Below are 24,354 nucleotides of genomic sequence, written 5' to 3'. Positions count from 1 at the left end.
CGCCGTTCACGTGAACACTGTTCAGGAAGCTTTCGGGAGGAAAACCATGACAGAGAACCGCACCGACATCGGTCGCGATCTGGGACGCATCGCCATCTTCGCGGCGCTCATCGTCGTGTTCGGGATGGTGACCGTCCCGCTCCCCGGCGGTGTGCCGATCACGGCGCAGACGCTCGGCGTGATGCTCGCCGGAGCCGTGCTGGGACCGAAGCGGGGCCCGCTGGCCGTGCTGGTCGTGCTCGTGCTGGCGGCTGTCGGACTGCCGGTGCTGGCGGGCGGGCGCGGCGGGCTGGGAGTGTTCGTCGGGCCGACGGCCGGCTACCTGGTCGGCTGGGTCGCCGGAGCGCTCGTGATCGGGCTGATCGTCCACGCCGGACGCATCACCTGGTGGCGCACGGCGCTGGGCGCGGTGATCGGCGGCATCCTCGTGGTCTATCTCTTCGGCATCCCCGTGCAGGCGCTCGTGCTCGGCGTGGATCTCACCTCGACCGCACTGTCCAGCCTGGCTTTCCTCCCGGGCGATCTGCTCAAGGCCGCTGCCGCCACCGCACTCACCCTCGCCCTGCGTCGCGCCTACCCACCGGCATTCGGTGTGCGATCGGTCGCGGCGCAGCCCTCGGCCCGTGTCGGCTGACATCGAACGGCAGAGGTCGGTCTCGGTCGAGCGGGTGGGCGTGGAGATCGACGGCCGGACGATCCTGACCGACGTCTCCGTCGAGCTCACCGCAGCGCGCACGGCCGTGATCGGGGCCAACGGCTCGGGGAAATCGACGTTCGCGCGGCTCCTCAACGGCCTCACTGCGCCGACCGCAGGGCGGGTGCGGGTGCACGGGCTCGACAGTGTGCGCGACCGCTCCGAGGTGCGCCGACGTGTGGGATTCGTCTTCACCGATCCCGATGCGCAGATCCTGATGCCCACGCCCGCGGAGGACCTCGCGCTCTCGCTGCGGGGGCGTCCGAAGGCGGAGGTGGCCGCGAAGGTCGTGGAGACCCTGGCGGAGCACGGCCTGAGTGCGCATGCGGACGTGCCCGCGTCGACTCTCTCCGGCGGTCAGAAGCAGATGCTCGCACTCGCGTCAGTGCTGATCACCGAACCGGACCTGGTGGTCGCCGATGAGCCCACGACGCTTCTCGACCTCGCCCACACGCGCAGAGTGGGGGAACTGCTCCTGTCTCAGCCGGCCCAGGTCGTGCTGGTGACGCACGATCTCGAGCTCGCCGCCCGATGCGATGTCGCGCTGCTGTTCGAGGCGGGGCGGCTGGTGCGGCAAGGCGAGCCTGCCGAGGTGATCGACGCCTATCGACGCGGGTGCGCATGATCCAGCTCTATCGCCCGGGGGCCGGCATCGTGCATCGCATGCCTGCCGGAGTCAAGCTCGTGGTGCTGGCGACGTCGGCGCTGCTGCTCTCGCTCCTGCCGCAGACCGCGGCGACGATAGGCGTCGTGCTGGTCGCTGTCGTCGTTCTCTACCTGATCGCCGGCTTCGGCGTACGAGTGATCGCGGCCGAACTGTGGCGCCTCCGCTGGCTCGCGCTGGTGCTCGGGGTGGCGCTGGCGGTGTTCTTCTCGCCGCTGACGGCATGGATCAGCACGGGGCGAGTGATGGCTCTGCTGCTGCTGGCCAGTCTGCTCACACTCACCACGCGCATGGCGGATCTCCTGGACGTCCTGCATCGGGTGCTGCGTCCTGCACGCCGGTTCGGAGTCGATACCGATGCCGTGGCCATGACGCTGTCTCTCACGATCACGATGATCCCCGTCGTCGCCGGGTTCGCCGATCAGGTGCGCGATGCCCAGCGTGCCCGCGGTGTGCGCCTGGGTGTGCGGGTGGCCGTTCCGCTCCTGGTGCGTGCGCTCCGTCACGCGGATGGGGTGAGCGACGCGCTGGTCGCCCGTGGAATCGGCTGACCGCAGCCGTCAGCCGGCGACGGAGCACGCCGCCGAGGAGCGATTCTGCGCAAGCCGAAGAGACGGCAGCGCCAGGGCGAGCGCGAGCACGGCGGTGGCGACAGACGTGCCGAGCACAAGCAGGAGGAGGACTCCGAGCAGCCCCAGGAGCACTGCCGTCCCGACCCGGGCAGACGAGGTCGAGCAGTCGGGCGCGGGCAGCCTCTCGAAGCGCGTGACGAGCACCGCGACCAGCGCGGTCAGGCTCAGCGCGAGTGCGAGCCAGAGCGGGCGCGCAGCCCACCAATCCAGACTGCCGGGTGACGGCAGGTCGCGGCCGCTCAGCAGCGAGAACATGGCCATCACGCCGGCCATCAGGAGCAGCACGGGCATGTGCCACAGATAGATGCTCATCGTGCGCGGCGTCACGAACGCGGTGAGTGCGGACGGCGCGGGGCGGCGGCTGATCGTCTCCACCCGGTCACGCATCAGCGACAGGACGCTGGTGTGTACGATCCCGACCAACAGCAGCGCGGCGGTCGGCGGGTTGATGTTCGCGATCAGGTCGGGGGAGTAGACCCCCGAGACGAAGGTGAGGATGAGCACTGCCAGCGCGATGACCCCTGTGACGACGCGCGTGCGGCGTGACAGGGCATCGATCCGGCCGTCGGCGAGGAAGAAGCCGAGCTGCTGGAGCGTCATCCAGACGAAGGCGAGGTTCAGGAAGCCCAACGCTTCGACGCCGGTGATCGCCCGGAGTCCGTCGACGGCGATCGCGGTGGTGGTGAGCAGACCGATCGTGCGCAGCGGCGCGCGCTCGTGTGCGGCGACGAGGGCAGGGAGCAGCGCCTGGCACATCAGGAAGACGGCGAGGAACCAGAGCGGCTGTCCGTAGCGGAACCCGGCGATGGCGAGCAGGTCGGCAGGGACGCCGAGCACGGTGAGCACCGCGAGCGCGAGGGCCACGACGCCGATGGTGACGACAGTCGGGCGCAGCAGTCGATGCAGTCGGGCGGCGACGAACGAACGGGCGCTACCGCCCCGCTCGCGTGCGCGGCGGTAGGCGATGAGCCCGGAGAAGCCTCCGATCACGAAGAACATCGGCATGACCTGCAGCACCCAGCTGAGCGGAGTGATCCACGCGGAGCCCTCGCTGGCGTTCGCGAAGACCGGGCTACCGTCGACCACGGTGACCCCGACCATGATCGCGTGGAGCAGCACGACTCCGATCACACAGAGCGCGCGGACGAAGTCGATGCCGGTGTCACGGACACCTCGCGACGGCTGTGACGGAGCGGTGGTGAACGGCGCCGGGGCGATGGTCATGAGTCCTCCTGGGGAACGGTGTCCCCGGAGACTATGGAGCCGGTGTTGGTCGGGACATCACCCTCGGGTGCTGTCTCGACCCCCTACCGCGGAGGGAGTCAGGATGAGGGTTCGACCAGCCCCGTGTCGTAGGCGAGGATGACCGCGTGCACGCGATCGCGCAGCTGCAGTTTCGCGAGCACCTTGCCGACGTGCGTCTTCACGGTCTGCTCGGCGATGAACAGGTCGGCGGCGATCTCGGTGTTGGATCTGCCGCGTCCGATCAGCACCAGCACCTCGCGTTCGCGATCGGTCAGCTCGGCCAGTGCCGTGGACGATCGGTTCCCCTGCGGGCGGCGTCCCGCGAACTGCTCGATCATCCGCCGTGTCACGCTCGGGGCGAGGAGCGCGTCACCCGCGGCGACGACACGCACCGCATGTACGAGCTCCTCCGGAAGTGCGTCCTTGAGCAGGAATCCACTCGCGCCGGCGGCGAGGGCGTCGTACACGTAGTCGTCGATGTCGAAGGTCGTGAGCATCAGGATCCGGGGCACGTGGGCCGCCGGGTACGACGGGCCGAGGATGCGGCGCGTCGCCTCGATGCCGTCCAGCTCCGGCATCCGGACATCCATCAGGATGACATCGGGGTCGACGCGCGCCGAGAGCGTCACCGCCTCTGCGCCTGTGGCCGCCTGGCCGACGACGTGGATGCCCTCGTGGGCGTCGAGGAGGGCGGCGAAACCCGCGCGCACCATGGCCTGGTCGTCGGCGATGAGGACGCTGATCGTCACGTGTTCTCCTTGTCGGTGGCGCGCAGGTCGGCCCCGGGATCGTCTGGGAGGGGAGTCGAGGGAGCGGATGTCAGCGGGAGCACGGCATCGACGGTCCAGGCGCCATCGGGGTCTGGACCCGCGCGGAGGCTGCCGCCGAGGAGCTCGGCTCGCTCCCGCATCCCGCGCAGGCCGTAACCGCCGCTCTGGTCGCTCGGAGTCTCCGGCGAGGCCTCGTTGTGCACACGGATGCGGATCGCGGCCGGATCGGCATGCACCCGCACCGTGACGCGCGCACCCGGGGAATGCCTGACCGCATTGCTCAGCGCCTCCTGCACGATCCGGTAGGCGGCGATCTGCACGGCCGCATCGGCTCCGGCGACGGCATGGCCGCCCTCGATGGCGAGCCCGACGTCCACGCCGGCGCGACGGATGCTGTCGACCAGGCGGGGGATGTCATCGATACCGTGCTGCGGGGCGAGCTCCGCCGTCTGGTCCTCCGTGCGCAGCACACCCAGCATGCGTCGCATCTCGGCGAGCGAGGTGCGCGCCGTCGCGGCGATGTCGTCGAACTCGGACGCGGCCACGTCGCCGATCTCGGGCAGCCGATAGCGCGCTGTCGACGCCTGAACCTGGATCACGGACATGCTGTGGGCGACCACGTCGTGCAGCTCGCGGGCGATGCGGGTGCGTTCCTCGACGAGGGCGCGACGGGACTCCTCGAGGGCGCTGTGCGCGCGCTCACGGGTGAGCTCCGCGCCGAGCCGGAGGCGCCCAGCGGCCAGTGCGGCGATGAGGTACATCGCCACCGCGACGGATGATGTCACGATCAGCACTGCGGTGGCGCTCGCGGACGAGCCGGGAGTCGCCACCATATCGGGACGCAGCAGCGGGGCGGTGAGGGAACAGATCACACCGATGACGAGCGCATAGGCCCCGTGTCGTGCTCCGTGCACGAACGTCATGAGCCCGACGAACAAGACGAACGTCAGCAGAGCGGAGACCGACCACGGCCAGGGTGCGGAGACGGCAAGGGCGGAATCGACGGTCAACGGGAGCAGGAATGCAGCGGCGCCGAACATCGCGACCGCCGTCCGTGGCCGGGTGAGCGAGAGCAGGGGCGCGGCGCAGATGGCCGCGCCGAGGATGAAGGAGAGAGGGAGCGGGGTGCCCGACAGCGTCGTCTGCAGGGGAACGAGGGTCGCGTAGAGCGCGATCGTCGCGGCACACAGCGCCACGAGGGCAGCGGTGCGTCGCGCGATCCTGGGGGTGCGTGCTGGACGCGGTCGGCGACGGGCCATGTCTGTCATCCTGCCAGTTGGACGGCGGTGACGCGGCGGCGTCGAGCGGCCACGAGCCGGTCGATCACCAGTCCGACGAGCAAGGCGATCGCGATGCCGAGTGCTGCGCTCAGCAGGGGTTGGCCCGTGATCCACGACCCGGCGAGCAGTCCGATCGCCAGACTGAACGCGCTCCAGCTGAGGCCGCCGATGAGGCTGAGCGGCAGGAAGCGACGCCACGCGAACCCCAGGGCGCCGGCCGACATGTTCACGGCGACGCGTCCGACCGGGATGTACCTGGCGCCCAGGATCAGCACGGCGCTGCGGTTCTCGAGAGCGCGCTGTGCCGAGGCGAACACCGCGACGATGCGCGGTCGGCGCATCCAGGAGAAGCGCACCGTGCCCACTCTGCGGCCGATCAGGAAGGCGATGTTGTCGCCGATCGCGGCTCCGATCGCGGCGACCACGCCGAGCAGGAGCAGGTCGGCACCTCCCGTGGACACTGCGACGGCGGCGGCCGCGACCAGCACGGTCTCACTGGGAACAGGGGGGAAGAACCCATCGAGGATCGTCACCCCGAACAGGACCAGGTACAGCCAGGGGGAGGCGACAACCTGCATGATCAGCTCATTGATGACATCCACCCCTGCACGCTACGAGGAGCATGCCGCGCGGAGCATCCCTCTCCGGTATCGAGGTCCTCACTCTCAAGGGTGATCTTGCTGAGTACACGGTCGGTCCGCGCCCAGCCCGACCCGCTTATACTGGGAGGCTGGCCCCTCGGCCGACTTCCACCCGAAAGAACGGACATCCGCTGTGCTCGCCGTGCACGACCTCGAGATCCGCGTGGGCGCACGCCTGCTCATGGAGAACGTCTCGTTCCGCGTCGCCGATGGCGACAAGATCGGGCTCGTCGGTCGCAACGGCGCCGGGAAGACGACTCTGACCAAGGTGCTCGCGGGAGACCTGCTCCCCGCAGACGGAACCGTCACGCGTTCGGGTGAGCTGGGGTACCTGCCGCAGGACCCGCGCTCCGGAAACCCGGAAGATCTCGCACGCACGCGCATCCTGGACGCCCGTGGTCTGGGCCAGCTGAACCTCGGCATGACCGAAGCCTCGCTCGACATGGGATCGGATGATCCCGCCGTCGCCGCGAAGGCGATGAAGCGCTACGCACAGCTGACCGAGCAGTTCGAGGCGCAGGGCGGATACGCCGCGGAGGCGCAGGCGGCCTCGATCGCGCACAACCTCTCGCTGCCCGACCGCATCCTCGATCAGCCTCTCTCCACCCTCTCGGGCGGGCAGCGTCGCCGAATCGAACTCGCGCGCATCCTGTTCTCGGACGCGCAGACGATGATCCTCGATGAGCCGACCAACCACCTCGACGCAGACAGCGTCGTGTGGCTGCGCGAGTTCCTGAAGGGCTACAAGGGTGGGCTGATCGTGATCAGCCACGATGTGGAGCTCGTCGGCGAGACCGTGAACCGTGTGTTCTACCTCGACGCCAACCGCCAGGTCATCGACACGTACAACATGAACTGGAAGAACTACCTGCGCCAGCGGGTGGCCGACGAAGAGCGGCGCAAGAAGGAGCGCGCCAACGTCGAGAAGAAGGCGACGACGCTGCAGCTGCAGGCCGCCCGCTTCGGCGCGAAGGCCTCGAAGGCGGCCGCCGCCCATCAGATGGTCGCCCGTGCCGAGAAGATGCTGGCCGGTCTCGATGACGTGCGTCAGGAGGATCGCGTCGCGAAGCTGCGGTTCCCGAAGCCCGCTCCCTGCGGCAAGACGCCGATGATGGCATCCGGTCTGTCGAAGTCCTACGGTTCGCTGGAGATCTTCACCGACGTCGACCTCGCGATCGACCGCGGATCCAAGGTCGTCGTGCTCGGACTCAACGGTGCCGGCAAGACCACGTTGCTGCGGATGCTCGCCGGCGTCGATCAGCCCGACACGGGGCAGCTCGAGCCGGGGCACGGCCTCAAGGTCGGCTACTACGCCCAGGAGCACGAGAATCTCGATGTGAACCGTTCGGTGCTGGAGAACATGGTCTCCGCCGCCCCGCACATCACCGAGACCGAGGCGCGCAAGGTGCTGGGGTCGTTCCTGTTCACCGGCGACGACGTGCTCAAGCCCGCCGGGGTGCTCTCCGGTGGGGAGAAGACGCGTCTGTCGCTCGCGACGCTGGTCGTCTCGTCCGCGAACCTGCTGCTCCTCGACGAGCCCACGAACAACCTCGACCCCGCGTCCCGCGAGGAGATCCTGGGCGCGCTGGCGCACTACGAGGGGGCCGTCGTCCTGGTCTCGCACGACCCGGGTGCCGTGCAGTCACTCAACCCCGAGCGCGTGCTGATCCTGCCCGACGGTGTCGAGGACATCTGGAGCCAGGAGTACCAGGATCTGATCGAGCTCGCCTGACCCCTCATCCTCTCGTGGCATAGTCGAGAGGGTGACGCCTGACGAACCGAATCCCGCCGCTGTTCCGATCAACGACTGGTTGCGGGGGAGGCATGCCCTCACCGGCGTCGCCCCCGAGTGGGATCTCGACGCGCTGCCCGACGATCCCCGCGCACTGTTCGCGACGTGGGTGCAGGGTGCGGCGGACGCCGGCGTCGCCGAGCCGCACACCGTCACTCTCGCGACCGTGGACGCCGATGGCGTCCCTGATGCGCGCACGCTGATACTGAAACGGGTCGACGACCAGGGCTGGGCGTTCGCGAGCACGAGGTCCTCCCGCAAGGGGCGGCAGCTGGCGGACGCACCGGCCGCAGCCCTGAACTTCTGGTGGCAGCCGCAGGTGCGTGCCGTGCGCGTGCGGGGGCGCGTAAGGGAAGCGCCGGCATCGGAGAGCGCCGCTGACCTCGCCGCCCGCTCGGCTGCGGCGCGCGCGGACGTGGCCGACGGCGACTGGGTGCTGTGGCGTGTCGTCCCGAGCCGCATCGAGTTCTGGCAGGGGTCGCGGGATCGCCGCCACACGCGTGTGGTCTATGTGCCGCACGAGGACGGGTGGACGCGCACGATCAATCGCGACTGATCACCGCGGCTGCTGCGGGGCGGATCAGACGTTCGCGTCGAGGAGTTCGTCCTCGACGTCGGCGTCCTTGTCGCGGCGACGCGACTTCTTCACCGGTGCCGGCACGCCCTCGACCTCTTCGCGATGCTTCACGATCTCGGTGCGGATGATGTACCCGATGAAGACGAAGCCCATGATGGCGAACAGGATCCACTGGATCGCGTACGACAGGTGAGGCCCCGGGTCGTCGGTGGGGGACGAGAAACCGCCCAGCGCGTTCGCCGCTGCGGGATCCTCACTGATCAGCTGTCCGTAGGCGCCGGTGATCACGTCGCCGTCGACGAGCTTCGCGACCGTCGGGAGGTTGATCGTGGGTACCTGGCCCTCAGGGGCACCCCGACCCGAAGCGGGGAGCTGCTCGCTCGGACGCAGCCGGACGATGACCTCGACCTCACCGGCGGGAGGGCTCGCCACCGAGTCGGGCGAGTCGCCGTCGCCGGGTGGGACCCAGCCGCGGTCGACGATGAACACACGGCCGTCGGCGTCTCGGAAGGGAACCAGCACCTCGAAGGCGCTCGTTCCGCCGTGCGGCCGGTTGCGCACCAGGAGCTGCTGATCCGTCAGGTACTCGCCGCGAAGGATCACCGGGTGCCACTCGTCGCCGGGGGACAGCTCCCCGTCGGCCCCGATGAGATCGGCGAGGGGCACGGGATCGGCGTCGTAGTTCTGCTCCACGAGCGCGATCTGCTCGGAGCGCGTCTCGTTGCGGTCGAACTGCCAGTTGGACAGGAACACGCACGCGATGGCGAAACCGATCGCGATGAGCACGTACACGCACCACCGCATCATCCGTCGACTCATGCAGGAACGCCTTCTCGTACGGCGACGGGGAAGTCTCGTGCGGCGAGGTAGTCATGCAAGAATGCGACATGCTCGTCGCACGCGAGCCAGATCTTCTCGCGGTCGACAGGGTGGATGCGGGGGTTGCGCCACACGACGTGGTGCGTCGCCGCGTTCCGGCAACCGGCACGCGAGCATTCGATCTCGGTCACGACTCGTCCCGCCGGCTCTCGTCGATGCGGAACACCGCGGGGCCCGCGTCGTCGAGCGGCGCGATGAACGGGCGCGGTGCGTCGATCTCCAATGTGGGGGACTCCGCGGTCGTCTCGGTGCTGTCGCTGCCGGCATTCGCGAACACCACGGCGATGTAGGGGAGCACGGCCGCGGCGATCGCGAAGATCCAGGTGTACCAGCCATACGGCTGGACGAACACCATCAGTCCGAAGCAGATGATGCGGATCGTCATGGTGAGGGCGTAACGGCGCACTCGATGGTCGCCTTCGGCCTGCGGCGATTGCGGCAGGGAGGTGACAGCGGGAACGGCGCGCTTGCTCTTCACGATGCCTCCAGCCTACGCCGGTGCCGGCCTCGCGGCGTGCCGAGGAGGATGTTCAGGAGTTGTAGAGGAAGGGCAGCGTGAACGCCCCGAACGCCACGAAGCTGATAATCGTCATGACGACTCCCAGTGCGAGGAAGCCCAGCATGATGTAGCCGATGATGAGGCCGGCGAACGCGACGCCGCGCCCCCCGATCGCGGGGTTGTTCCTAGTCTGCTTCAGAGCCATGTGGCCGGTGATCACGGCGGCGATCGCGGCAAGGATCGGAAACGCGAGCCAGCTGAAGACGACGCTCACGATCGCGCAGATGAGCGAGGTGATCGCGAGTCCGCTCGTGGGGCGGGCAGGGGCGACCGGATATGCCGGCGACCCGTACACCGGGTACGGGCCGGGCTGCGCGCCGGGAGCGCTGTACCCGGGCTGCTGTGGTGCGACCGCATAGCCGGGCTGCTGCGGCGTGCTCGGGTACCCCGGAGCGGTCGGATATGCGGGCGCGCCGTATGTCGGTGCGGCTGGCATCTGTCCGTACGCGGGTGCGGCGCCGGGGTAGGCCTGGACGGGTGCGGGAGCGGCGGGCGGTGCCGTGGTCGGGTACACCGGAGCCGCAGCGGGTGCCGCGGGATACGCGGGCGGCGCTGCCGGATGGGCGGTGGGTGGAGCAGGGGGAACCGGCGGAATGAGCGGCTGCTCGCCTGCGGAAGAGGGAGTGCTGTCATCGCTCATGGTGGTGCCCTTTCGTCTCCTTCAGCGTTTCAGCACGGCACGTATCTGTCAAACCTCTCGCAGGGCACTGAGCGGAGCGGGGTGGATAAGATCGTTGTCGGCTCTTCCGCCGCCCACAAGCCAGATCAGGAGTGTCCCCCCATGAGTGCTCAGCGCGTCGTCCTCATCACCGGAGGCAACCGCGGCATCGGCCGCGCGATCGCCGAGCGCTTCATGCGTGACGGCTACCGCGTCGCCGTCACGGCGCGCAGCGGCGAAGGTCCGGAAGGTACGCTGACCGTGCGCGCGGATGTCACCGATGCCGCCGCCCTCGATGCGGCGTTCACCGAGGTGGAGCAGCAGCTCGGTCCGGTCGAGATCGTGGTCGCGAACGCGGGGATCACCAAGGACACGCTCCTGCTCCGGATGACCGAGGACGACTTCGACAGCGTGGTCGCGACGAACCTCGGCGGTACGTTCCGTGTGGTCAAGCGCGCGTCGAAGGGCATGCTGCGCGCCCGTTTCGGACGTGTCATCCTCATCTCGAGCGTCGTCGGCCTCTACGGCTCCGCCGGTCAGGTCAACTACTCGGCTTCCAAGAGCGCTCTCGTCGGTTTCGCCCGCTCGCTGACCCGTGAGCTCGGCGGACGAGGGATCACCGCGAATGTCGTGGCCCCCGGATTCATCGAGACCGACATGACGGCGGAGCTGCCGGAAGAGACCCAGAAGCAGTACAAGGCCAACATCCCGGCCGGGCGTTTCGCCACTGCGGACGAGGTCGCGGGTGTCGTGACCTGGCTCGCCGGTGACGATGCCGGATACATCTCCGGCGCGGTCATTCCCGTCGACGGCGGTCTCGGCATGGGGCACTGATCCCGCGCCAGCGCCGCATCACCGCAGCCGGACCCGCGTCTCCGCACAGGACAGCGGTGCTTCAGTGTGCGACAGCGGCGTTGAGGAGCTCGGTCAGCCGCGAGGGTACGGAGAACTGCGGCCAGTGCGCAGACCCGATGCGGACGACCTCCGCGTCGCTGATGGCATGGAACTCAGCGGCAAACGGCTCCCACTGATCGATCTCGGCTGTGAACGCGTCCTGATCGAGCCTGCCCATGAGCAGTGTCACCGGTACGTCATAGCGTGCGCGGTTCTCCAGTGCGATCGGATCCGTCGGCACACGTGCGGGCACGCTGGACGTCAACGGTGCCGTACGCTCTCGTGTCTCGCGGTCGAGGTCGTGCACGTCTTCGTCGGGGAAGTGGTCCCAGCCGGGGAACGGGACGACACCGTCGTGCACGGGGAACTCGCTGATGTCGAACCCGGGAGGCGGAGGCACCGTGTCGACGAAGACCACGCGGGCGACACGGTCGGGGCGCGCATCGGCCACGCCCCACGCGACGTTGCCGCCGCCGCTGTGTCCGACCACGACACAGGAATCGGGCAGGGAGTCGACGACCTGGACCGCAGCATCGACCCAGTCGGCGATGCCGATGTCGGCGGACTCGGAAGCCGGGGCTCCGACACCCGGCATCGTCAGCGGGTACACGCGATGCCCCGCGGCTTCGAGCCCGGGGATCACCTCGTCCCAACTGGACGCGTCGAGCCAGAGTCCGGGGATCAGGATGATGTCCATGCGTCGACGTTAGCCCGGCCCTCCGACATTCGCGAGGGTGCGTGACGAGCGTCTATGGGCCGACCGTCGCACGACGGTCGGCCCATAGACGGGCACTCGCTGAGCCGCGGAGCCGGCCTCAGGCGAGCGGCACGCAGACCTCGGTCAGCAGATCGTCGTCATCGGCATCCGAGGGAGTGATCAGATATCGGTTGAAGACCTTGGCTGCGAGCGTCCGGTCGCTTCGCACGGACAAGCCATCGGCGACGATGTGGGCGCCGATCCTGTCGTGCGCCTCGGTGATCTGACCGTACGAGCCCTCCACGCGAGCGACGAGGCAGTCCCGCTCGGGCAGCTCATGCACCTCGAGCGGTGACGCGGCAGGGGTTCCCGGCGCGACCGGGAAGAAGATCGACAGATCCACGTCGCGTTCGGTGAATTGCTCGTCGTGCTCGATCACTCCGCACGGGCCGATGGTGGCGATCGAGCCGGTATCGAGCAGCGGTAGCATCCGGTCCCACAGCAGGTGCTCATCGGCATAGGTGGGAACGGTTCCGCGGAGGGCGACGACGGTCATGGCGGGGATGGTGGTCCGGTGGATGGTGATCGACATGGGGTTGTCTCCTGGTTCGAGCAATCGATTGATGAGGGATACCCGTCCCTGGGCTGCGCGCTGCTCCTCGACGAGGCTCTCGCGCTGCAGCCGCAACGCGTGGAGCCAAGTCGGGGTGCCGCGGGCGGCGAGGAGCGCGCCGATGGCGGAGACGCCGAACCCGACATCGCGGAGGTTGCGGATGTCGATCGCATCGACCAGCTGGTCCGCGGAGTACCTGCGGTACCCGCTGGCAGGGTCGATGCCGGCGGGCACCAGCACGCCGTGCGCGTCGTAGTGGCGCAGCATCCGCACCGACAGTCGACTCAGGGAACTGAATCGACCGATCGTCATGAGGTTCCAGGTCTCGGCCATGAACCCATGCTCGCACCTGACACCGTGTGAGAGTCAACTCGTGGTTGCGCGCGTCGCGCGACCACGGCTATGGCAGCAGCGGGATGACCTGCGACAGGTCCTGCGGACCGATGACGAGGCTCGCGGCCGCGCGCACGGCGGGCTTGGCGTTGAACGCGAGTCCCAGGCCAGCGACGGCCATCATGGCGAGGTCGTTCGCGCCGTCTCCGATCGCGATCGTGGCGTGGGCGGGGACGCCGAGCTCCGCCGCCCACTCCTGCAGCGATGCCGCCTTGGCTGCGCCATCGACGATCGGTCCGTCGACGTCACCGCTCAGGGCGCCGTCCGCCACCTGGAGGCGATTCGCCCGCCACCGGTCGACGCCGAGCTCAGGAGCGACGGAATCGAGGATCTCGTGGAACCCGCCCGACACGACGCCCACGACTCCGCCGCGTTCGTGCACGGCCGCCGTGAGCTCTCGCACGCCGGGGGTGGGTTCGATCCGGCCGAGCACCCGGGCGAACGCCTCCACCGGGACACCGCGCAGGGCGGCGACGCGCGAGCGCAGGCTGGTGGAGAAGTCGACCTCGCCGCGCATCGCTGCCTCCGTGGCGGCCTGCACCTCGTCGCGCCGTCCCGCCTCATCTGCGAGCAACTCGATCACCTCGTTGCGAATGAGGGTGGAATCGGCATCGAGGACGACGAGGAAGCGCGCAGCAGTCACGCGAACGAGCCTAGCGACCGCGCCGCCCTGCGAGAGACCGCGTGACGCGCGAGGGGTCGAATCCTCAGCGCTCGATGAACACGCCCTTGCCGACCACCGTGATGCCCGACTCGGTGACGGTGAAGCCCCGGGCCAGGTCGCGTTCGCGGTCGACGCCGACGGTCGCGCCATCGGCCAGAACAACATTCTTGTCGAGGATCGCCCTGTGAACGCGAGAGCCGGCGCCCACCTGCACGTGATCGAAGACCACGGAGTCGGTGATCGTCGAGCCGCCGCCCGCGAGGGTCCACGGCCCGACGACGCTGCGCTCCAGATGCGTGCCGGACAGCACCGATCCCAGCGACACGATCGAGTCGATCGCATTGCCGATGCGGCCGACCGAATCCCGTACGAACTTCGCGGGCGGGGAGTTGACCGCCTGCGAGTGGATCGGCCACTCCATGTTGTAGAGGTTGAAGATCGGCAGCGTCGAGATCAGGTCGCGGTGGGCGTCGTAGAACGAGTCGATCGTGCCGACGTCACGCCAGTAGGACCGGTCCCGCGGGGACGACCCCGGAACCTCGTTCTGCTTCATGTCGTAGTAGCCGGCCTCACCGCGGTCGACGAAGTAGGGGACGATGTCACCGCCCATGTCGTGGCCGGAGGTGGGGGACTCCCCGTCTGCCTCGACAGCGGCGATCAGTGCATCCGCGTCGAAGATGTAGTTGCCCATCGAGGCGAGCACCTCGTGGGGCGAGTCCTCGAGCCCGGCGGCATCGGTCGGCTTCTCCAGGAACTGCTTGATCCGCCCGGTGCTCGGGTCGGCGTCGATCACGCCGAACTGCGATGCGAGCGCGAGCGGCTGGCGGATGCCGGCCACCGTCGCCTTCGCTCCGGATGCGATGTGCGCCTCGAGCATCTGGCGGAAGTCCATGCGGTAGACGTGGTCGGCACCGATCACCACGACGATGTCGGGCTTCTCATCGTTGATCAGGTTCATGCTCTGCAGGATCGCGTCGGCGGATCCGGAGAACCACCGCTTTCCGAGACGCTGCTGCGCCGGCACCGACGTCACATACGAGTCGAGCAGGGCGGACATGCGCCAGGTCTGCGAGATGTGTCGGTCGAGGCTGTGCGATTTGTACTGCGTCAGCACGACGACCTGACGGAGGCCGGAGTTGATGAGGTTCGAGATGGCGAAATCGATCAACCGGTACTGTCCGCCGAAGGGCACTGCAGGTTTGGCGCGATCGGCCGTGAGGGGCATGAGGCGCTTGCCCTCGCCACCGGCGAGGATGATCCCGAAGACCTTCTTTGGAGCGGACATGGCTCCACCATAGATGCGATCCGGCTCGCTGTACTAGCGTTCAGACATGCGAGTTGAAATGATCACGAAGGAGTATCCGCCGGAGATCTACGGCGGTGCCGGAGTGCACGTCGCGGAGCTCGTCACGGCGCTGCGCGAGAGCATCGACGTGCGGGTCCGCGCCTTCGGCGCACCCCGCGATGAGGAAGGCACCTTCGCGTATCGCGCACCTGCCGAACTCGCCTCGGCGAACGCGGCGCTGCAGACTCTGGGCACCGATCTGGAGATCGTCTCGGCGATCGCCGACGCCGACATCGTGCACAGCCACACCTGGTATGCCAACTTCGCCGGTCACCTCGCCTCGCAGCTGCACGGCATCCCGCACGTGCTCACCGCGCACAGCCTGGAACCGCTGCGCCCGTGGAAGGCGGAGCAGCTCGGCGGCGGCTACGCCGTCTCCATCGGCATCGAGAAGCTCGCCTACGAGAACGCGGCCGCAGTGATCGCCGTCAGCGCCGGCATGCGCGCCGACATCCTGCGCAGCTACCCGCAGGTCGATCCGGCCAAGGTTCGTGTGATCCACAACGGCATCGATGTGGATCGCTGGCGTCCGGTGCACGACGACGCCTTCCTGGCGTCGGTCGGCATGGACCCGCAGCGGCCGTCCGTCGTCTTCGTCGGCCGCATCACGCGACAGAAGGGGCTGCCCTACCTGCTCCAGGCTGCGCGTCTGCTCCCACCCGAAGTCCAGCTCGTGCTGTGCGCCGGAGCTCCGGACACTCCGGAGATCATGGCCGAGGTGCAGGAGGGCGTGCGCCTTCTGCAGCAGACGCGAGACGGCGTCATCTGGATCGAGAAGATGCTGCCGCGTGACGAGCTGTCGGCGATCCTGACCGCCGCCACGACCTTCGTCTGCCCGTCCGTCTACGAGCCGCTGGGCATCGTGAACCTCGAGGCGATGGCCTGCGGCGCCGCGGTCGTCGGCACGGCGACCGGCGGCATCCCCGAAGTCGTCGCCGACCACGTCACCGGTCGGCTGGTGCCGATCGAGCAGGTGCAGGATGGCACCGGTACGCCGGTGGACCCCGAGCAGTACGTCGCGGATCTCGCCGCTGTGATGACCGAGGTGACGTCCGATCCCGAGCGCGCCCGCGAGTACGGAGCAGCGGGCCGGGAGCGTGCGCGGCAGGACTTCAGCTGGGGTGCGATCGCCGACACGACGAGCGCGCTGTACGCGGAGCTGACCCACTGAGCCGATAGGCTGGGGGTATGTCGAGCGCCCTGGAATTCACCGACGTCGTCGTGCGCCGCGAGGGGCGCAACATCATCGATCACGTGACCTGGCAGGTCGCGGACGATCAGCGGTGGGTGATCCTCGGACCCAACGGTGCAGGAAAGACGACGCTGCTCCAGCTCGCCGACACGCTCATGCATCCGACTGCCGGCACCGTCTCGGTGCTGGGGGAGACCCTGGGGCGCACGGACGTCTTCGAGGTGCGCCCGCGCATCGGATTCGCGTCTTCCGCGATGGCCAAGCGCGTTCCGCGCGACGAGACGGTGCTGAACACGGTGCTGACCGCCGCCTACTCGGTGCTCGGGCGTTGGAACGAGAGCTACGAGGACATCGACGAGCGCCGGGCGCTGCGCGTGCTCGGCGAGTGGCGTCTCGCGCACCTGGCCGAGCGCACCTTCGGCACCCTCAGCGACGGGGAGCAGAAGCGGGTGCAGATCGCCCGCGCCGTCATGACTGACCCCGAGTTGCTGCTGCTGGACGAGCCGACCGCCTCGCTCGATCTGGGCTCGCGTGAAGAGCTGCTCGCGCTGCTCAGCGGCTACGCCTCGGCGCCGACAACCCCGGCGATGCTCATGGTCACCCACCACGTGGAGGAGATCCCGGTCGGGTTCACGCATGTGATGCTGCTGCGCGAAGGCCGAGTGGTCGCCGCCGGCCCGATCGCGGAGACGCTGACGGCCGAGGCCCTCACCGAAGCCTTCGGCATGCCGATCGTACTCAGCAGCGACGACGGCCGCTACGCCGCTCGCGCGGCATCCTGACTCGGGTTACTGAGCCCGTCGAAGTACTGTTAGAATCGATCCTTGGTGCTCTCTGCACCGCAGACTTCCCTCGTCCCTGGCACAATCCAGGGCAGCAACTAAGGAATCCCATGAAGACTGACATCCACCCCGAGTACCGGGCCATCGTTTTCCGCGACCTCGGTTCGGGCGAGACCTTCCTCACCCGCTCCACCGTCACGAGCGACAAGACCATCGAGCTGGACGGCGTGGAGTACCCCGTCATCGACGTCGAGATCTCCTCTGCCTCGCACCCGTTCTACACGGGCAAGCAGCGCATCATGGACTCGGCCGGTCGCGTCGAGAAGTTCAACCAGCGCTTCAAGGGCTTCGGCGGCTCCTCCAACTGAGGTCCGTCACACGAAGGCCCCGCCACTCCTCGCAGTGGCGGGGCCTTCGTCGTCCTCAGAGGTCGAGGCTGATGTGCCCATCGGCGATCGGACTCGGCGGGTCGCCGGGGGCGGGCGCCGGCGCGGTACGCTGCGTCTGGCGGTCTCGTTCCATCCCCGCTTCGTGCGCCGACGGAGACCAGATGGCGTCGAAAGCGCCGCCGAGGCCGCCGGAGCTGAGCCCCTCGTACTTCTTCTCCACCGGTTTCCGCGAGAAGGTGTGCATCAGGCCGAAGATGAGCAGCCCGGGACCCGCGATCAGCACCCCGATCACGGTCGCCCAGCCCAGCACATCGCGCATGTGGCCAGGATAGGCCGCCGTTCTGCGCACGACATCCCCCGCGCGGGGGATCGTGCTCAGCGGATGCGGCGCCCCTGGGCGAGGTCGATCAGCCGGCTCAGCACCGGCCCGGAGCGGAGGCCGTTGTGCTCGTGCTCGCTGGTCACCCAGAGGTGTACCCCCGGGAGCAGACGCGCCGTCTCGAGCGAGAACTCCATCGGCACGTAGACGTCGTTCACGTAGACGGCAGCGGCGCCGGTGGCGCCGGACGCCGCGATGGCTGCCGCGTCGTAGATTTGCGGCCATTCGAACTCCGCCAGTTCGAGTGCGACCTCACGCCAGGGCTGGAACGCCGGCACCGTCTCGGTCCAGTCGCGGCGGATGTGCTCACCGGTGAAGAGCGTGACGTCATCCCGGAAGTCCGCTGGTTCGGTGCGTTCTGCCGACCATCGCGTGGCATGACCGTCGGCGTAGCTGGACTCGTGGAACGCGAAGTACAGCGGATTGCGGCCGTTGTAGGGCATCGCATGCATGAGGTCGTAGCGGAACGCGTTCGAGGCGGGGTCGCGCTCCAGCAGTGACCATACGGTCTGCCAGCCGTCGTCGGTGCCGAGCGCCGAGCCGACCGACCGCAGCCGCGACGGCGACACGATCTCGCCGTCCGGGAGCACGATCTCGCCGGCATCCGCGAGGTCGACGAGGCCGCGCATCACGTCCCGATGCTCGGGGAAGCGTCGGTAGTACTGCTCCGACGCGCTGCGCATCTTGTCGTAGCAGAGGGCGTACACGTCGTCCGGGTGCCGACCGACCGCACTGAGGCCGCCCGTGATGTAGACGTCGGCGAGCGAGGAGCCGTCTGTGGAGAGGTAGGCGAGCGTCGTGAAGCCGCCGAACGATTGTCCGAGCACGCTCCAGGTGTCCGCTCCCAGGTGCGCGCGCATCGCCTCGCAGTCGCGGACGATGGCATCGGCGCGCAGGTGGGTCAGGTGTTCGGCGACCGCGGCCGCACCGCGTTCCAGGTCGGCGTCGCCCACCGGAGTGGAGCGCCCCGTTCCGCGCTGGTCGAGCAGGACGAGGCGGTAGTGTGCGAGCGCCTCGTCGAGCCACGCCGGCGCCGTGGAGCGGTGGAACGGACGCGGTGCCTCATGCCCTGGTCCTCCCTGCAGGAAGACCAGGTAAGGGAGCGACTCCCCGCCCTCGCGCGATACGACGGCGGCGAAGACGTCGATCGTGCGCCCGTCCGAGGGATCACCCCAGACCAGCGGAACGGTGAGCGTGTGCTCTTCGACGGTCAGATCCAGCAGATGACGGACAACGGTGCTCACCCGTCGAGCCTAGCGTCCGAGCCGCCGCATCCGCAGGTCGCCTCGACTACATCACGTTGCCGATGTAGGAGTACTTGACGAACACCTCGGCGGCGATGCCCGCTTCGTCCAGCACGCCCTGCACGGCGTTCATCATGTAGTTGGAGTCCCAGCCCATGTAGAGGAAGTGCGAGTCGTTCAGAGCATCCCACTGGCCCTTCCACGCCATCGCGTCGTAGATCGGCCCGCCATGCGCCGCACAGTAGCTGACGGCGGCTGCACGCGTGTCGGTCCACGCACGTCGGAACACGCGATTGAAGAGGTGCTTGACGTCGTACACCTCCCACCGCTCGCCGCGATACTCCACGTAGTCGAACTCGCGCTCCCACCCCGCCGGCCAGCCGCGTCGGCGCACGGCGTCCAGGATCGGAGTCAGCCCGTCGTCGTCGATCTCGGGGAGAGCCGGTCGCGCCCAGATCCGGAGAAGGTCTGCGGTGAGGCGCACGGTGCGGCTCGTGATGGCAGCGGTGTCCCACCGGGGGACGCTCTCGAGATCGCGGGTCGCGGGTACCCCGCTGCGTGCATACGCGTCCGCGCGCTTCTCTGGAAAAGAGGCGCCGAACACGCGCTCGGTGAGCGGCTGCTCGAGAAGCGTCAGGTTGCCCAGCGTGGGGGCGAGGGCGCGGTGGCTGTTCTGCTCATCGTCGCTGTACTCGCTCCACATCCGTGCGCCGTCGCCGGACCAGGCGTCACCGGGAACCGGGGGGACGATGTGTTCGATGTCGAAGCCGTCCGTGTCGTCCACGCCCTGTAGTCGGCTGAGCACATAGGCGGCGTGGGGGAGTTGGCTGTACTTCAGCACGGCGCTCACGCGCTCGTCGGACGGGGTGATGCGGGCGAGTGCGCGCGCGAGCGCATCGCGACCCTGGGCCCGGGCTCGGCAGAGCCGTGCGATCAACCGCTCCGTGGGGAGGTTCACCAGTGTGCGGCGGAGGTAGAGCGCCTGGATCCAGTCGAGCGTCTCGATGAGCTCATCCCGCCCGACGATGCCGCGGGAATAGTCGCTGTACACGCTCAGCACCAGCGGGTAGGCCGCACGTCCGAAGGTGTTGACGTACCGCAGCTGACGCGCGATCTCGGGATCGCCCTCCCGCGAGGGATCGAGCAGGATGCCGTAGATCTCGGCGTGGTGGCGCCAGATCTCGGCGTGCGCCTGGAGGTGGTCGACGTCGACGTGCGGGAACGACTGGCGGAATGCGCTGTAGACGCCGTGCTCGCCGTTCGCGGCCAGTTCCCGGCCCGTGGTCATGACGAGGTAGTGGCGCCAGAAGGCACCGATCGCCTCGCCGGTGTGTCGCTCGATCGGCAACCAGAACCGCGCCTCGACGTCGAGCTGCTCCGAGTGGGTGAGACCCATCAGGATGTAGTTGTGGATCAGCTCGTGATCGCGCAGCGGTTCGCCCGTGGAGTTGAGGCTCTCGAAGATCTGCTGCGCGTTCGCCTCGGCGCCGAGCGTGATCGACACGTGCTCGAGCTTCTGCAGACCCCGCCAGACCGACGGCGCCTCCTCCGCGTGGATCTGGCTGCGGAAGAAGGCGTAGTTGTCGTCGAACCGCGATTCGCGATCCGCGTCCCCGCGGTGATCCAGCACCACGGACTCGTACAGCTCCGCCCAGGCGTCGTGCGGACGCAGCTTGGTGCGGGTCGGATCGTCCTGTCGGACCAGCACACGCTCGAGGTCTGCTGCGAGCACGGGGTCGGAATCCCGCACGGCGTGATGCAGCGCGGCTATCAGGAGCATCAGGGTGGTGATGCGCTGCTGGCCGTCGATGAGGATCAGGTCGCTGTCGGGTGCGGAGCCGTCAGCGGAGTCGTGGGCGGAGAGGATCGAGCCGATGAAATGCCGGTGGGCGTCGTCTTCCGCGGCCACGGCGCGCACATCCGAGAGGAGGCGTTCGCATCCGCCGATGTCCCAGCGATACTGACGCTGGTACACCGGCACGACGATGGTGGTGGAACCTGCTGCAAGCCACTCGATCGTGTTGACTGCTGTCGCCTCGACGTTGGTGGCGGTGCTCATGCTGGTGTCTCGTCCTCCCGTAGCGCCGGCGCCGAGGACTCGCCGGGCGCCCGATTCAGTCTATTCGGTTATTCACGGCGGCCCTCGGAGGGGTGCACAGGGGGCGCTGTTAGGCTTGCCTTATCAGGGCCTGTTAAAACGTGCTGGCCCCCGATGAAAGGACATGACCTAGATCATGGGATACATCAAATCCGCTGCACTCGAGGAAAAGGGCTTCGTCGTCCTCGACAGCTATAACCAGGAGCTCGACCCCAAGGAGTGGCTCGATCTCGAGTACAACGACTGGAAGTCGTCGGGTGACACCCGGTTCGCTCCGCTCGCGAGTGCCTTCGGCGACATCGAGTGCAACGGCTTCTGGAACCACAAGCCGCCGCGCACCGACAAGGACGGCGTCTGGATCGACTCGCAGACCGAGAAGGCTCCGAACCTGACGCGTCGCGCGCAGGAGCCCGGTGCGAACGTCGGCCGCTGCCGCGTGATCGAGCTGCAGCCCACGCCGTACGGCGACTGCCTCTACAACCTTCACCAGGACGACAACAACCGTCTGAACCCGGATGGCACCGGCTGGGTCGTGCGCGGTTTCTTCAACCTGACCGACGACAAGGACAGCTACTTCGTCCTGCGTGAGAACCGCACCGACCCGAGCATCGAGTATCGCATCGCGCTTCCGGCCGGAGCCCAGCTCATCGTCGACACGCAGCGTCTGTGGCACGCCGCGACTCACAACGGCGACGAGCCGCGCTACTGCCTCATCACCTCATGGACCTCCGGTCCTGAGCTCGATGCCTACATCGAGAAGTACCACGGCACCGATGACGTCCCCAACTACGAGGTCGCCCAGGACGTGTTGGAGCACGGCTACGCCGAGCAGGCCCGTAAGGACGCCGCACGCGCCGCCTACTACGCGGCCAAGGGCCAGCAGGTGAAGCAGGCGATGAGCGAGGCCTGAGCCTCACTGAGTGATCGTCGGCTCCGACCTCTCGGTCGCCGAGCCTGCCGCTGCACGAAGGCCCCGGTCTCGAGACCGGGGCCTTCGTCGTCCACCGTCGGAACTACATGCTTGTGGTTTCGTCCGCTGTGGGCGAGAATGGGCCCACAACCGCATATTCTCGCCACTTCGTGGTTCAGGTCGTTGGGGAAGACGCACCTGATGAAACGGAGAGATCATGGCGACGGCTTACGCACGCGGAGTGGTGTACATCCACTCTGCGCCTCGCGCGCTCTGCCCGCACCTGGAATGGGCGGTGGGTCGCGCTATCGGGCGTGCGGTGAACTTCGACTGGACTGACCAGCCGGTGCTCGACGGTGCTCGCCGTGCGGAGTTCTACTGGGATGGTCCCGTCGGCACCGGCGCCGCTCTCGCGACCGCGATCCGCGGGTGGGAGCACCTCCGGTTCGAGGTGACGGAGGACCCGACACCTCGCAGTGACGGCGGACGCTGGCTGCACACGCCGGATCTCGGCATCCACTATGCGCAGACCGATGCAGCCGGCAACATCGTGATCGGCGAGGACCGCATCCGCTACGCGATGGAGATCGCGGCCGGGAGTGCGATCGAGCTGCAGCGCGAGCTGGACATCGCGCTCGGATCCGCCTGGGACGAGGAACTGGAGCCGTTCCGCCACGCCAGCGACGATGCGCGTGTCGTCTGGCTCCACAAGGTCGGCTAGTTCGCGACACAGACCTGGAGCGGGGGAGGCGTGAGTATCGGATGCCGGTGATTCATCCCGGACGCTGAGAAGACGTTTCCCCGCTCCACATGACGAGGACCCCGCCCCTGGAGACAGCGACGGGGTCCTCGTCTGCGCGGGGGTGCGGCGGTATCTCAGATCACCGCCGTCTGCGGGAGTTCCTCCGGTCGAGGAACCGTTCCGCCGTGGAGGTCGTCCCACGCGAGCCGCAGCCGGTGCATCGCCGCGGCCGTACGGTCGGGCGGCAGGGTGATCGGGATCCGTAGTCGACGTTCCAGGACTCCACCGGTGGCGAATCGAGGCCCGGGTGGCAGGAGGAGTTCACGCTCGCGCGCGGCAAGGGAGAGCTGCGTGGACACGGGTGCTCCCAGGTCGACCCAGGCGGACAGCCCTCCCGCTGTCTGCGGCATCCGAATCCCCTCAATGGCGTCGAGGCCGTCGATGACCGCCGCCCGGCCCGCACGCAGGCGTTCGCGGACGTGGGCGGTGAGTGCCGGCATGTCGGCGAGCAGCTCCACGGCGATGCACTGCTCCAGGAGCGCCGTGCCGAGCTCGAAGCTGGGGCGCACCGCGAGCAGGCGTGTGATGAGCGAGGGTTCCGCGCGGATCCAGCCGAGGCGCATGCCGCCCCAGGCGATCTTCGACATCGATCCGACCGTGATCGCGTGCGGGTTGTACGCCGCCATCGGCAGCGGAGCCCATCCCCGATCGATGTCGAGTTCCGCTGTCGTCTCGTCCACGATCAGGAGCGTGCCGGCGCTGCGAGCCGTGGTCGCGATGCGCTGGCGCTCGAGGTCCGGCAGCGTCGCGCCCGTGGGGTTGTGGAAGTCGGGGATCAGGTATGCCAGGTGCGGGCGGTCGGCGAGCAGCACGTCCGTGAGGTGCCTTGCGTCCCATCCGTCGACGTCGACCGGCGTGGGCAGCATCCGATAGCCGTGACGCTGCAGTGCCTCCAAGGCGTGCGGGAACGTCGGCTGTTCGACGAGAACGCGCTCTCCGCGTCGTCCGATCGTGGCGAGCACGAGGTTGAGGGCGTTCAGGGCGCCGGAGGTGATGATGATCTCATCGGCCGAGGTCTCCACACCTCGCTGCGTGAATCGTCGGGCCACGGCGTCGCGCAGTTCGGGGAGACCGCGCAGCGAGTAGCCGCTGGTGCCCCGCAGCGCGGCCAGGCGCGGCAGCGACCGCACGGTGGCGTCGTACAGGCCAGGCGTCGAGTCCATCGAGGCGATCGAGAGATCGATCGCGGATTCCTGCTCCGGTGCGTCGGGCGCGAGCGGGGTTCGGGGGAGCGTCACGCGAGTGCTGCCACCGTGCAGACGGGTCACGTAGCCGTCGGATTCGAGGATCCCGTACACGCGGGTGATGGTCGACCGCGATCGGCGCAGCTCGAGCGCCAGCGACCGCTCGCTGGGCAGCCGCTCGCCGACCGTGAGGCGTCCGTCGAGGATCAGGGCTCGGATGTGGCCGGCGAGTGCCGTCGCCGTCGCCCCGGCGACGTTCTGCGCTCCGAGGTGCGCGACGAGTCGAGAGGTCATATCTCCAGGATGCCGCAAAGTGGACTGGTTCAGCGAGGCCACTTCTCGCAGAGTGGACTCGGGTGCGACCGGTGATCGGCAGC

27 protein-coding genes are annotated in these 24,354 nt (G+C 68.4%); 11 read left to right on the top strand and 16 right to left on the bottom strand.

The window, feature by feature from the left end; genetic code table 11:
• The first annotated feature begins 46 nt into the window (after window positions 1-46).
• The 3 genes from KZC51_RS12650 to KZC51_RS12640 are packed head-to-tail and all read left to right on the top strand — an operon-like array spanning window position 47 to window position 1,909.
• On the top strand, window positions 47-634 hold the full coding sequence (locus tag KZC51_RS12650; protein WP_247630303.1) for a biotin transporter BioY: 588 nt from the start codon (window positions 47-49) through the stop codon (window positions 632-634).
• Entirely contained in the window at window positions 624-1,319 is a 696-nt protein-coding gene (locus KZC51_RS12645) for an energy-coupling factor ABC transporter ATP-binding protein (protein ID WP_247630302.1), read from the top strand. Before KZC51_RS12650 ends, KZC51_RS12645 begins: the two co-directional genes overlap by 11 nt.
• Window positions 1,316-1,909 (top strand): CbiQ family ECF transporter T component, encoded by a 594-nt coding sequence (locus tag KZC51_RS12640; RefSeq protein WP_247630301.1) that lies wholly within the window; start codon window positions 1,316-1,318, stop codon window positions 1,907-1,909. Before KZC51_RS12645 ends, KZC51_RS12640 begins: the two co-directional genes overlap by 4 nt.
• 9 nt (window positions 1,910-1,918) lie before the next feature.
• Here the strand turns inward: KZC51_RS12640 and KZC51_RS12635 are convergent, their stop codons facing one another.
• The 4 genes from KZC51_RS12635 to KZC51_RS12620 all read right to left on the bottom strand — a co-directional run bounded on the left by KZC51_RS12635 (window position 1,919) and on the right by KZC51_RS12620 (window position 5,887).
• On the bottom strand, window positions 1,919-3,214 hold the full coding sequence (locus KZC51_RS12635) for an acyltransferase family protein (RefSeq protein ID WP_247630300.1): 1,296 nt from the start codon (window positions 3,212-3,214) through the stop codon (window positions 1,919-1,921).
• Between the two features lie 98 nt (window positions 3,215-3,312).
• Window positions 3,313-3,984: a response regulator gene (locus KZC51_RS12630; protein ID WP_247630299.1), complete on the bottom strand. Its 672-nt coding sequence runs from the start codon at window positions 3,982-3,984 to the stop codon at window positions 3,313-3,315.
• Window positions 3,981-5,264, bottom strand: a complete 1,284-nt coding sequence (locus KZC51_RS12625; protein WP_247630298.1) for a sensor histidine kinase — start codon at window positions 5,262-5,264, stop codon at window positions 3,981-3,983. The genes KZC51_RS12630 and KZC51_RS12625 overlap by 4 nt, the downstream gene beginning before the upstream one ends.
• Before the next feature lie 5 nt (window positions 5,265-5,269).
• Window positions 5,270-5,887 carry a DedA family protein gene (locus KZC51_RS12620; protein WP_247630297.1) on the bottom strand — a complete coding sequence of 206 codons (618 nt, stop codon included), beginning with the start codon at window positions 5,885-5,887 and terminating at the stop codon, window positions 5,270-5,272.
• A gap of 172 nt (window positions 5,888-6,059) precedes the next feature.
• Between KZC51_RS12620 and KZC51_RS12615 the strand changes: the two genes are divergently transcribed.
• Both KZC51_RS12615 and KZC51_RS12610 read left to right on the top strand, forming a co-directional pair.
• A complete protein-coding gene (locus tag KZC51_RS12615; protein ID WP_247630296.1) occupies window positions 6,060-7,658 on the top strand; it encodes an ABC-F family ATP-binding cassette domain-containing protein in 1,599 nt (532 codons plus the stop codon).
• A gap of 31 nt (window positions 7,659-7,689) precedes the next feature.
• Window positions 7,690-8,274: a pyridoxamine 5'-phosphate oxidase family protein gene (locus tag KZC51_RS12610; RefSeq protein WP_372491780.1), complete on the top strand. Its 585-nt coding sequence runs from the start codon at window positions 7,690-7,692 to the stop codon at window positions 8,272-8,274.
• A gap of 24 nt (window positions 8,275-8,298) precedes the next feature.
• Here the strand turns inward: KZC51_RS12610 and KZC51_RS12605 are convergent, their stop codons facing one another.
• The 4 genes from KZC51_RS12605 to KZC51_RS12590 are packed head-to-tail and all read right to left on the bottom strand — an operon-like array spanning window position 8,299 to window position 10,373.
• A complete protein-coding gene (locus KZC51_RS12605) occupies window positions 8,299-9,114 on the bottom strand; it encodes an SURF1 family cytochrome oxidase biogenesis protein (protein ID WP_247630295.1) in 816 nt (271 codons plus the stop codon).
• Window positions 9,111-9,305 carry a hypothetical protein gene (locus tag KZC51_RS12600; protein WP_247630294.1) on the bottom strand — a complete coding sequence of 65 codons (195 nt, stop codon included), beginning with the start codon at window positions 9,303-9,305 and terminating at the stop codon, window positions 9,111-9,113. Before KZC51_RS12600 ends, KZC51_RS12605 begins: the two co-directional genes overlap by 4 nt.
• On the bottom strand, window positions 9,302-9,652 hold the full coding sequence (locus tag KZC51_RS12595) for a DUF3099 domain-containing protein (RefSeq protein WP_247630293.1): 351 nt from the start codon (window positions 9,650-9,652) through the stop codon (window positions 9,302-9,304). The genes KZC51_RS12600 and KZC51_RS12595 overlap by 4 nt, the downstream gene beginning before the upstream one ends.
• 52 nt (window positions 9,653-9,704) lie before the next feature.
• On the bottom strand, window positions 9,705-10,373 hold the full coding sequence (locus tag KZC51_RS12590; protein WP_247630292.1) for a DUF4190 domain-containing protein: 669 nt from the start codon (window positions 10,371-10,373) through the stop codon (window positions 9,705-9,707).
• Window positions 10,374-10,514: 141 nt separating this feature from the next.
• On the opposite strand from KZC51_RS12590, the gene fabG reads away from it, so the two are divergent.
• Window positions 10,515-11,225 carry a 3-oxoacyl-ACP reductase FabG gene (gene fabG, locus KZC51_RS12585; RefSeq protein ID WP_247630291.1) on the top strand — a complete coding sequence of 237 codons (711 nt, stop codon included), beginning with the start codon at window positions 10,515-10,517 and terminating at the stop codon, window positions 11,223-11,225.
• 61 nt (window positions 11,226-11,286) lie between these two features.
• On the opposite strand, the gene KZC51_RS12580 is transcribed toward fabG, so the two are convergent.
• From KZC51_RS12580 to KZC51_RS12565, 4 genes are all read right to left on the bottom strand, one after another.
• The gene (locus tag KZC51_RS12580) at window positions 11,287-11,982 is read right to left on the bottom strand and encodes an alpha/beta fold hydrolase (protein WP_247630290.1); all 696 of its coding nucleotides are present in this window, start codon (window positions 11,980-11,982) and stop codon (window positions 11,287-11,289) included.
• Window positions 11,983-12,100: 118 nt separating this feature from the next.
• Window positions 12,101-12,928: a MerR family transcriptional regulator gene (locus KZC51_RS12575; RefSeq protein ID WP_247630289.1), complete on the bottom strand. Its 828-nt coding sequence runs from the start codon at window positions 12,926-12,928 to the stop codon at window positions 12,101-12,103.
• Between the two features lie 67 nt (window positions 12,929-12,995).
• The gene (gene serB, locus KZC51_RS12570; RefSeq protein ID WP_247630288.1) at window positions 12,996-13,631 is read right to left on the bottom strand and encodes a phosphoserine phosphatase SerB; all 636 of its coding nucleotides are present in this window, start codon (window positions 13,629-13,631) and stop codon (window positions 12,996-12,998) included.
• A gap of 64 nt (window positions 13,632-13,695) precedes the next feature.
• Complete coding sequence (locus KZC51_RS12565) at window positions 13,696-14,937, bottom strand: glucose-1-phosphate adenylyltransferase (RefSeq protein ID WP_247630287.1); 1,242 nt, start codon at window positions 14,935-14,937, stop codon at window positions 13,696-13,698.
• 46 nt (window positions 14,938-14,983) lie between these two features.
• Here KZC51_RS12565 and glgA point away from each other — a divergent pair, with 46 nt between their 5' ends.
• The 3 genes from glgA (at window position 14,984) to KZC51_RS12550 (ending at window position 17,339) form a co-directional block, all read left to right on the top strand.
• The gene (glgA, locus tag KZC51_RS12560) at window positions 14,984-16,168 is read left to right on the top strand and encodes a glycogen synthase (RefSeq protein WP_247630286.1); all 1,185 of its coding nucleotides are present in this window, start codon (window positions 14,984-14,986) and stop codon (window positions 16,166-16,168) included.
• Between the two features lie 17 nt (window positions 16,169-16,185).
• Window positions 16,186-16,971: an ABC transporter ATP-binding protein gene (locus tag KZC51_RS12555; protein ID WP_247630285.1), complete on the top strand. Its 786-nt coding sequence runs from the start codon at window positions 16,186-16,188 to the stop codon at window positions 16,969-16,971.
• A 110-nt stretch (window positions 16,972-17,081) separates the two neighbouring features.
• Window positions 17,082-17,339 (top strand): type B 50S ribosomal protein L31, encoded by a 258-nt coding sequence (locus tag KZC51_RS12550; RefSeq protein ID WP_141871829.1) that lies wholly within the window; start codon window positions 17,082-17,084, stop codon window positions 17,337-17,339.
• Window positions 17,340-17,394: 55 nt separating this feature from the next.
• Here KZC51_RS12550 and KZC51_RS12545 read toward each other — a convergent pair whose 3' ends face one another.
• The 3 genes from KZC51_RS12545 to KZC51_RS12535 are packed head-to-tail and all read right to left on the bottom strand — an operon-like array spanning window position 17,395 to window position 21,042.
• A complete protein-coding gene (locus KZC51_RS12545; RefSeq protein WP_247630284.1) occupies window positions 17,395-17,679 on the bottom strand; it encodes a hypothetical protein in 285 nt (94 codons plus the stop codon).
• Window positions 17,680-17,735: 56 nt separating this feature from the next.
• Window positions 17,736-18,983 (bottom strand): alpha/beta fold hydrolase, encoded by a 1,248-nt coding sequence (locus tag KZC51_RS12540; RefSeq protein WP_247630283.1) that lies wholly within the window; start codon window positions 18,981-18,983, stop codon window positions 17,736-17,738.
• Between the two features lie 46 nt (window positions 18,984-19,029).
• The gene (locus tag KZC51_RS12535) at window positions 19,030-21,042 is read right to left on the bottom strand and encodes a DUF262 domain-containing protein (protein WP_247630282.1); all 2,013 of its coding nucleotides are present in this window, start codon (window positions 21,040-21,042) and stop codon (window positions 19,030-19,032) included.
• 175 nt (window positions 21,043-21,217) lie between these two features.
• Here KZC51_RS12535 and KZC51_RS12530 point away from each other — a divergent pair, with 175 nt between their 5' ends.
• Together KZC51_RS12530 and KZC51_RS12525 are read left to right on the top strand one after the other, a co-directional pair.
• Window positions 21,218-21,991, top strand: coding sequence for a hypothetical protein (locus KZC51_RS12530; protein WP_247630281.1), 774 nt, complete (start codon window positions 21,218-21,220; stop codon window positions 21,989-21,991).
• Between the two features lie 217 nt (window positions 21,992-22,208).
• Window positions 22,209-22,712 carry a DUF3145 domain-containing protein gene (locus tag KZC51_RS12525; protein WP_247630280.1) on the top strand — a complete coding sequence of 168 codons (504 nt, stop codon included), beginning with the start codon at window positions 22,209-22,211 and terminating at the stop codon, window positions 22,710-22,712.
• A gap of 155 nt (window positions 22,713-22,867) precedes the next feature.
• On the opposite strand, the gene yczR is transcribed toward KZC51_RS12525, so the two are convergent.
• A complete protein-coding gene (gene yczR, locus KZC51_RS12520) occupies window positions 22,868-24,271 on the bottom strand; it encodes a MocR-like transcription factor YczR (RefSeq protein ID WP_247630279.1) in 1,404 nt (467 codons plus the stop codon).
• Window positions 24,272-24,354 lie beyond the last annotated feature (83 nt).

The sequence above is a fragment of the Microbacterium croceum genome (genome assembly GCF_023091245.1).
Taxonomy (GTDB): Bacteria; Actinomycetota; Actinomycetes; order Actinomycetales; family Microbacteriaceae; genus Microbacterium; species Microbacterium croceum.
The sequence above is the reverse complement of the archived record's forward strand: the minus strand, read 5'-3'. Positions and strand labels throughout refer to the sequence as shown.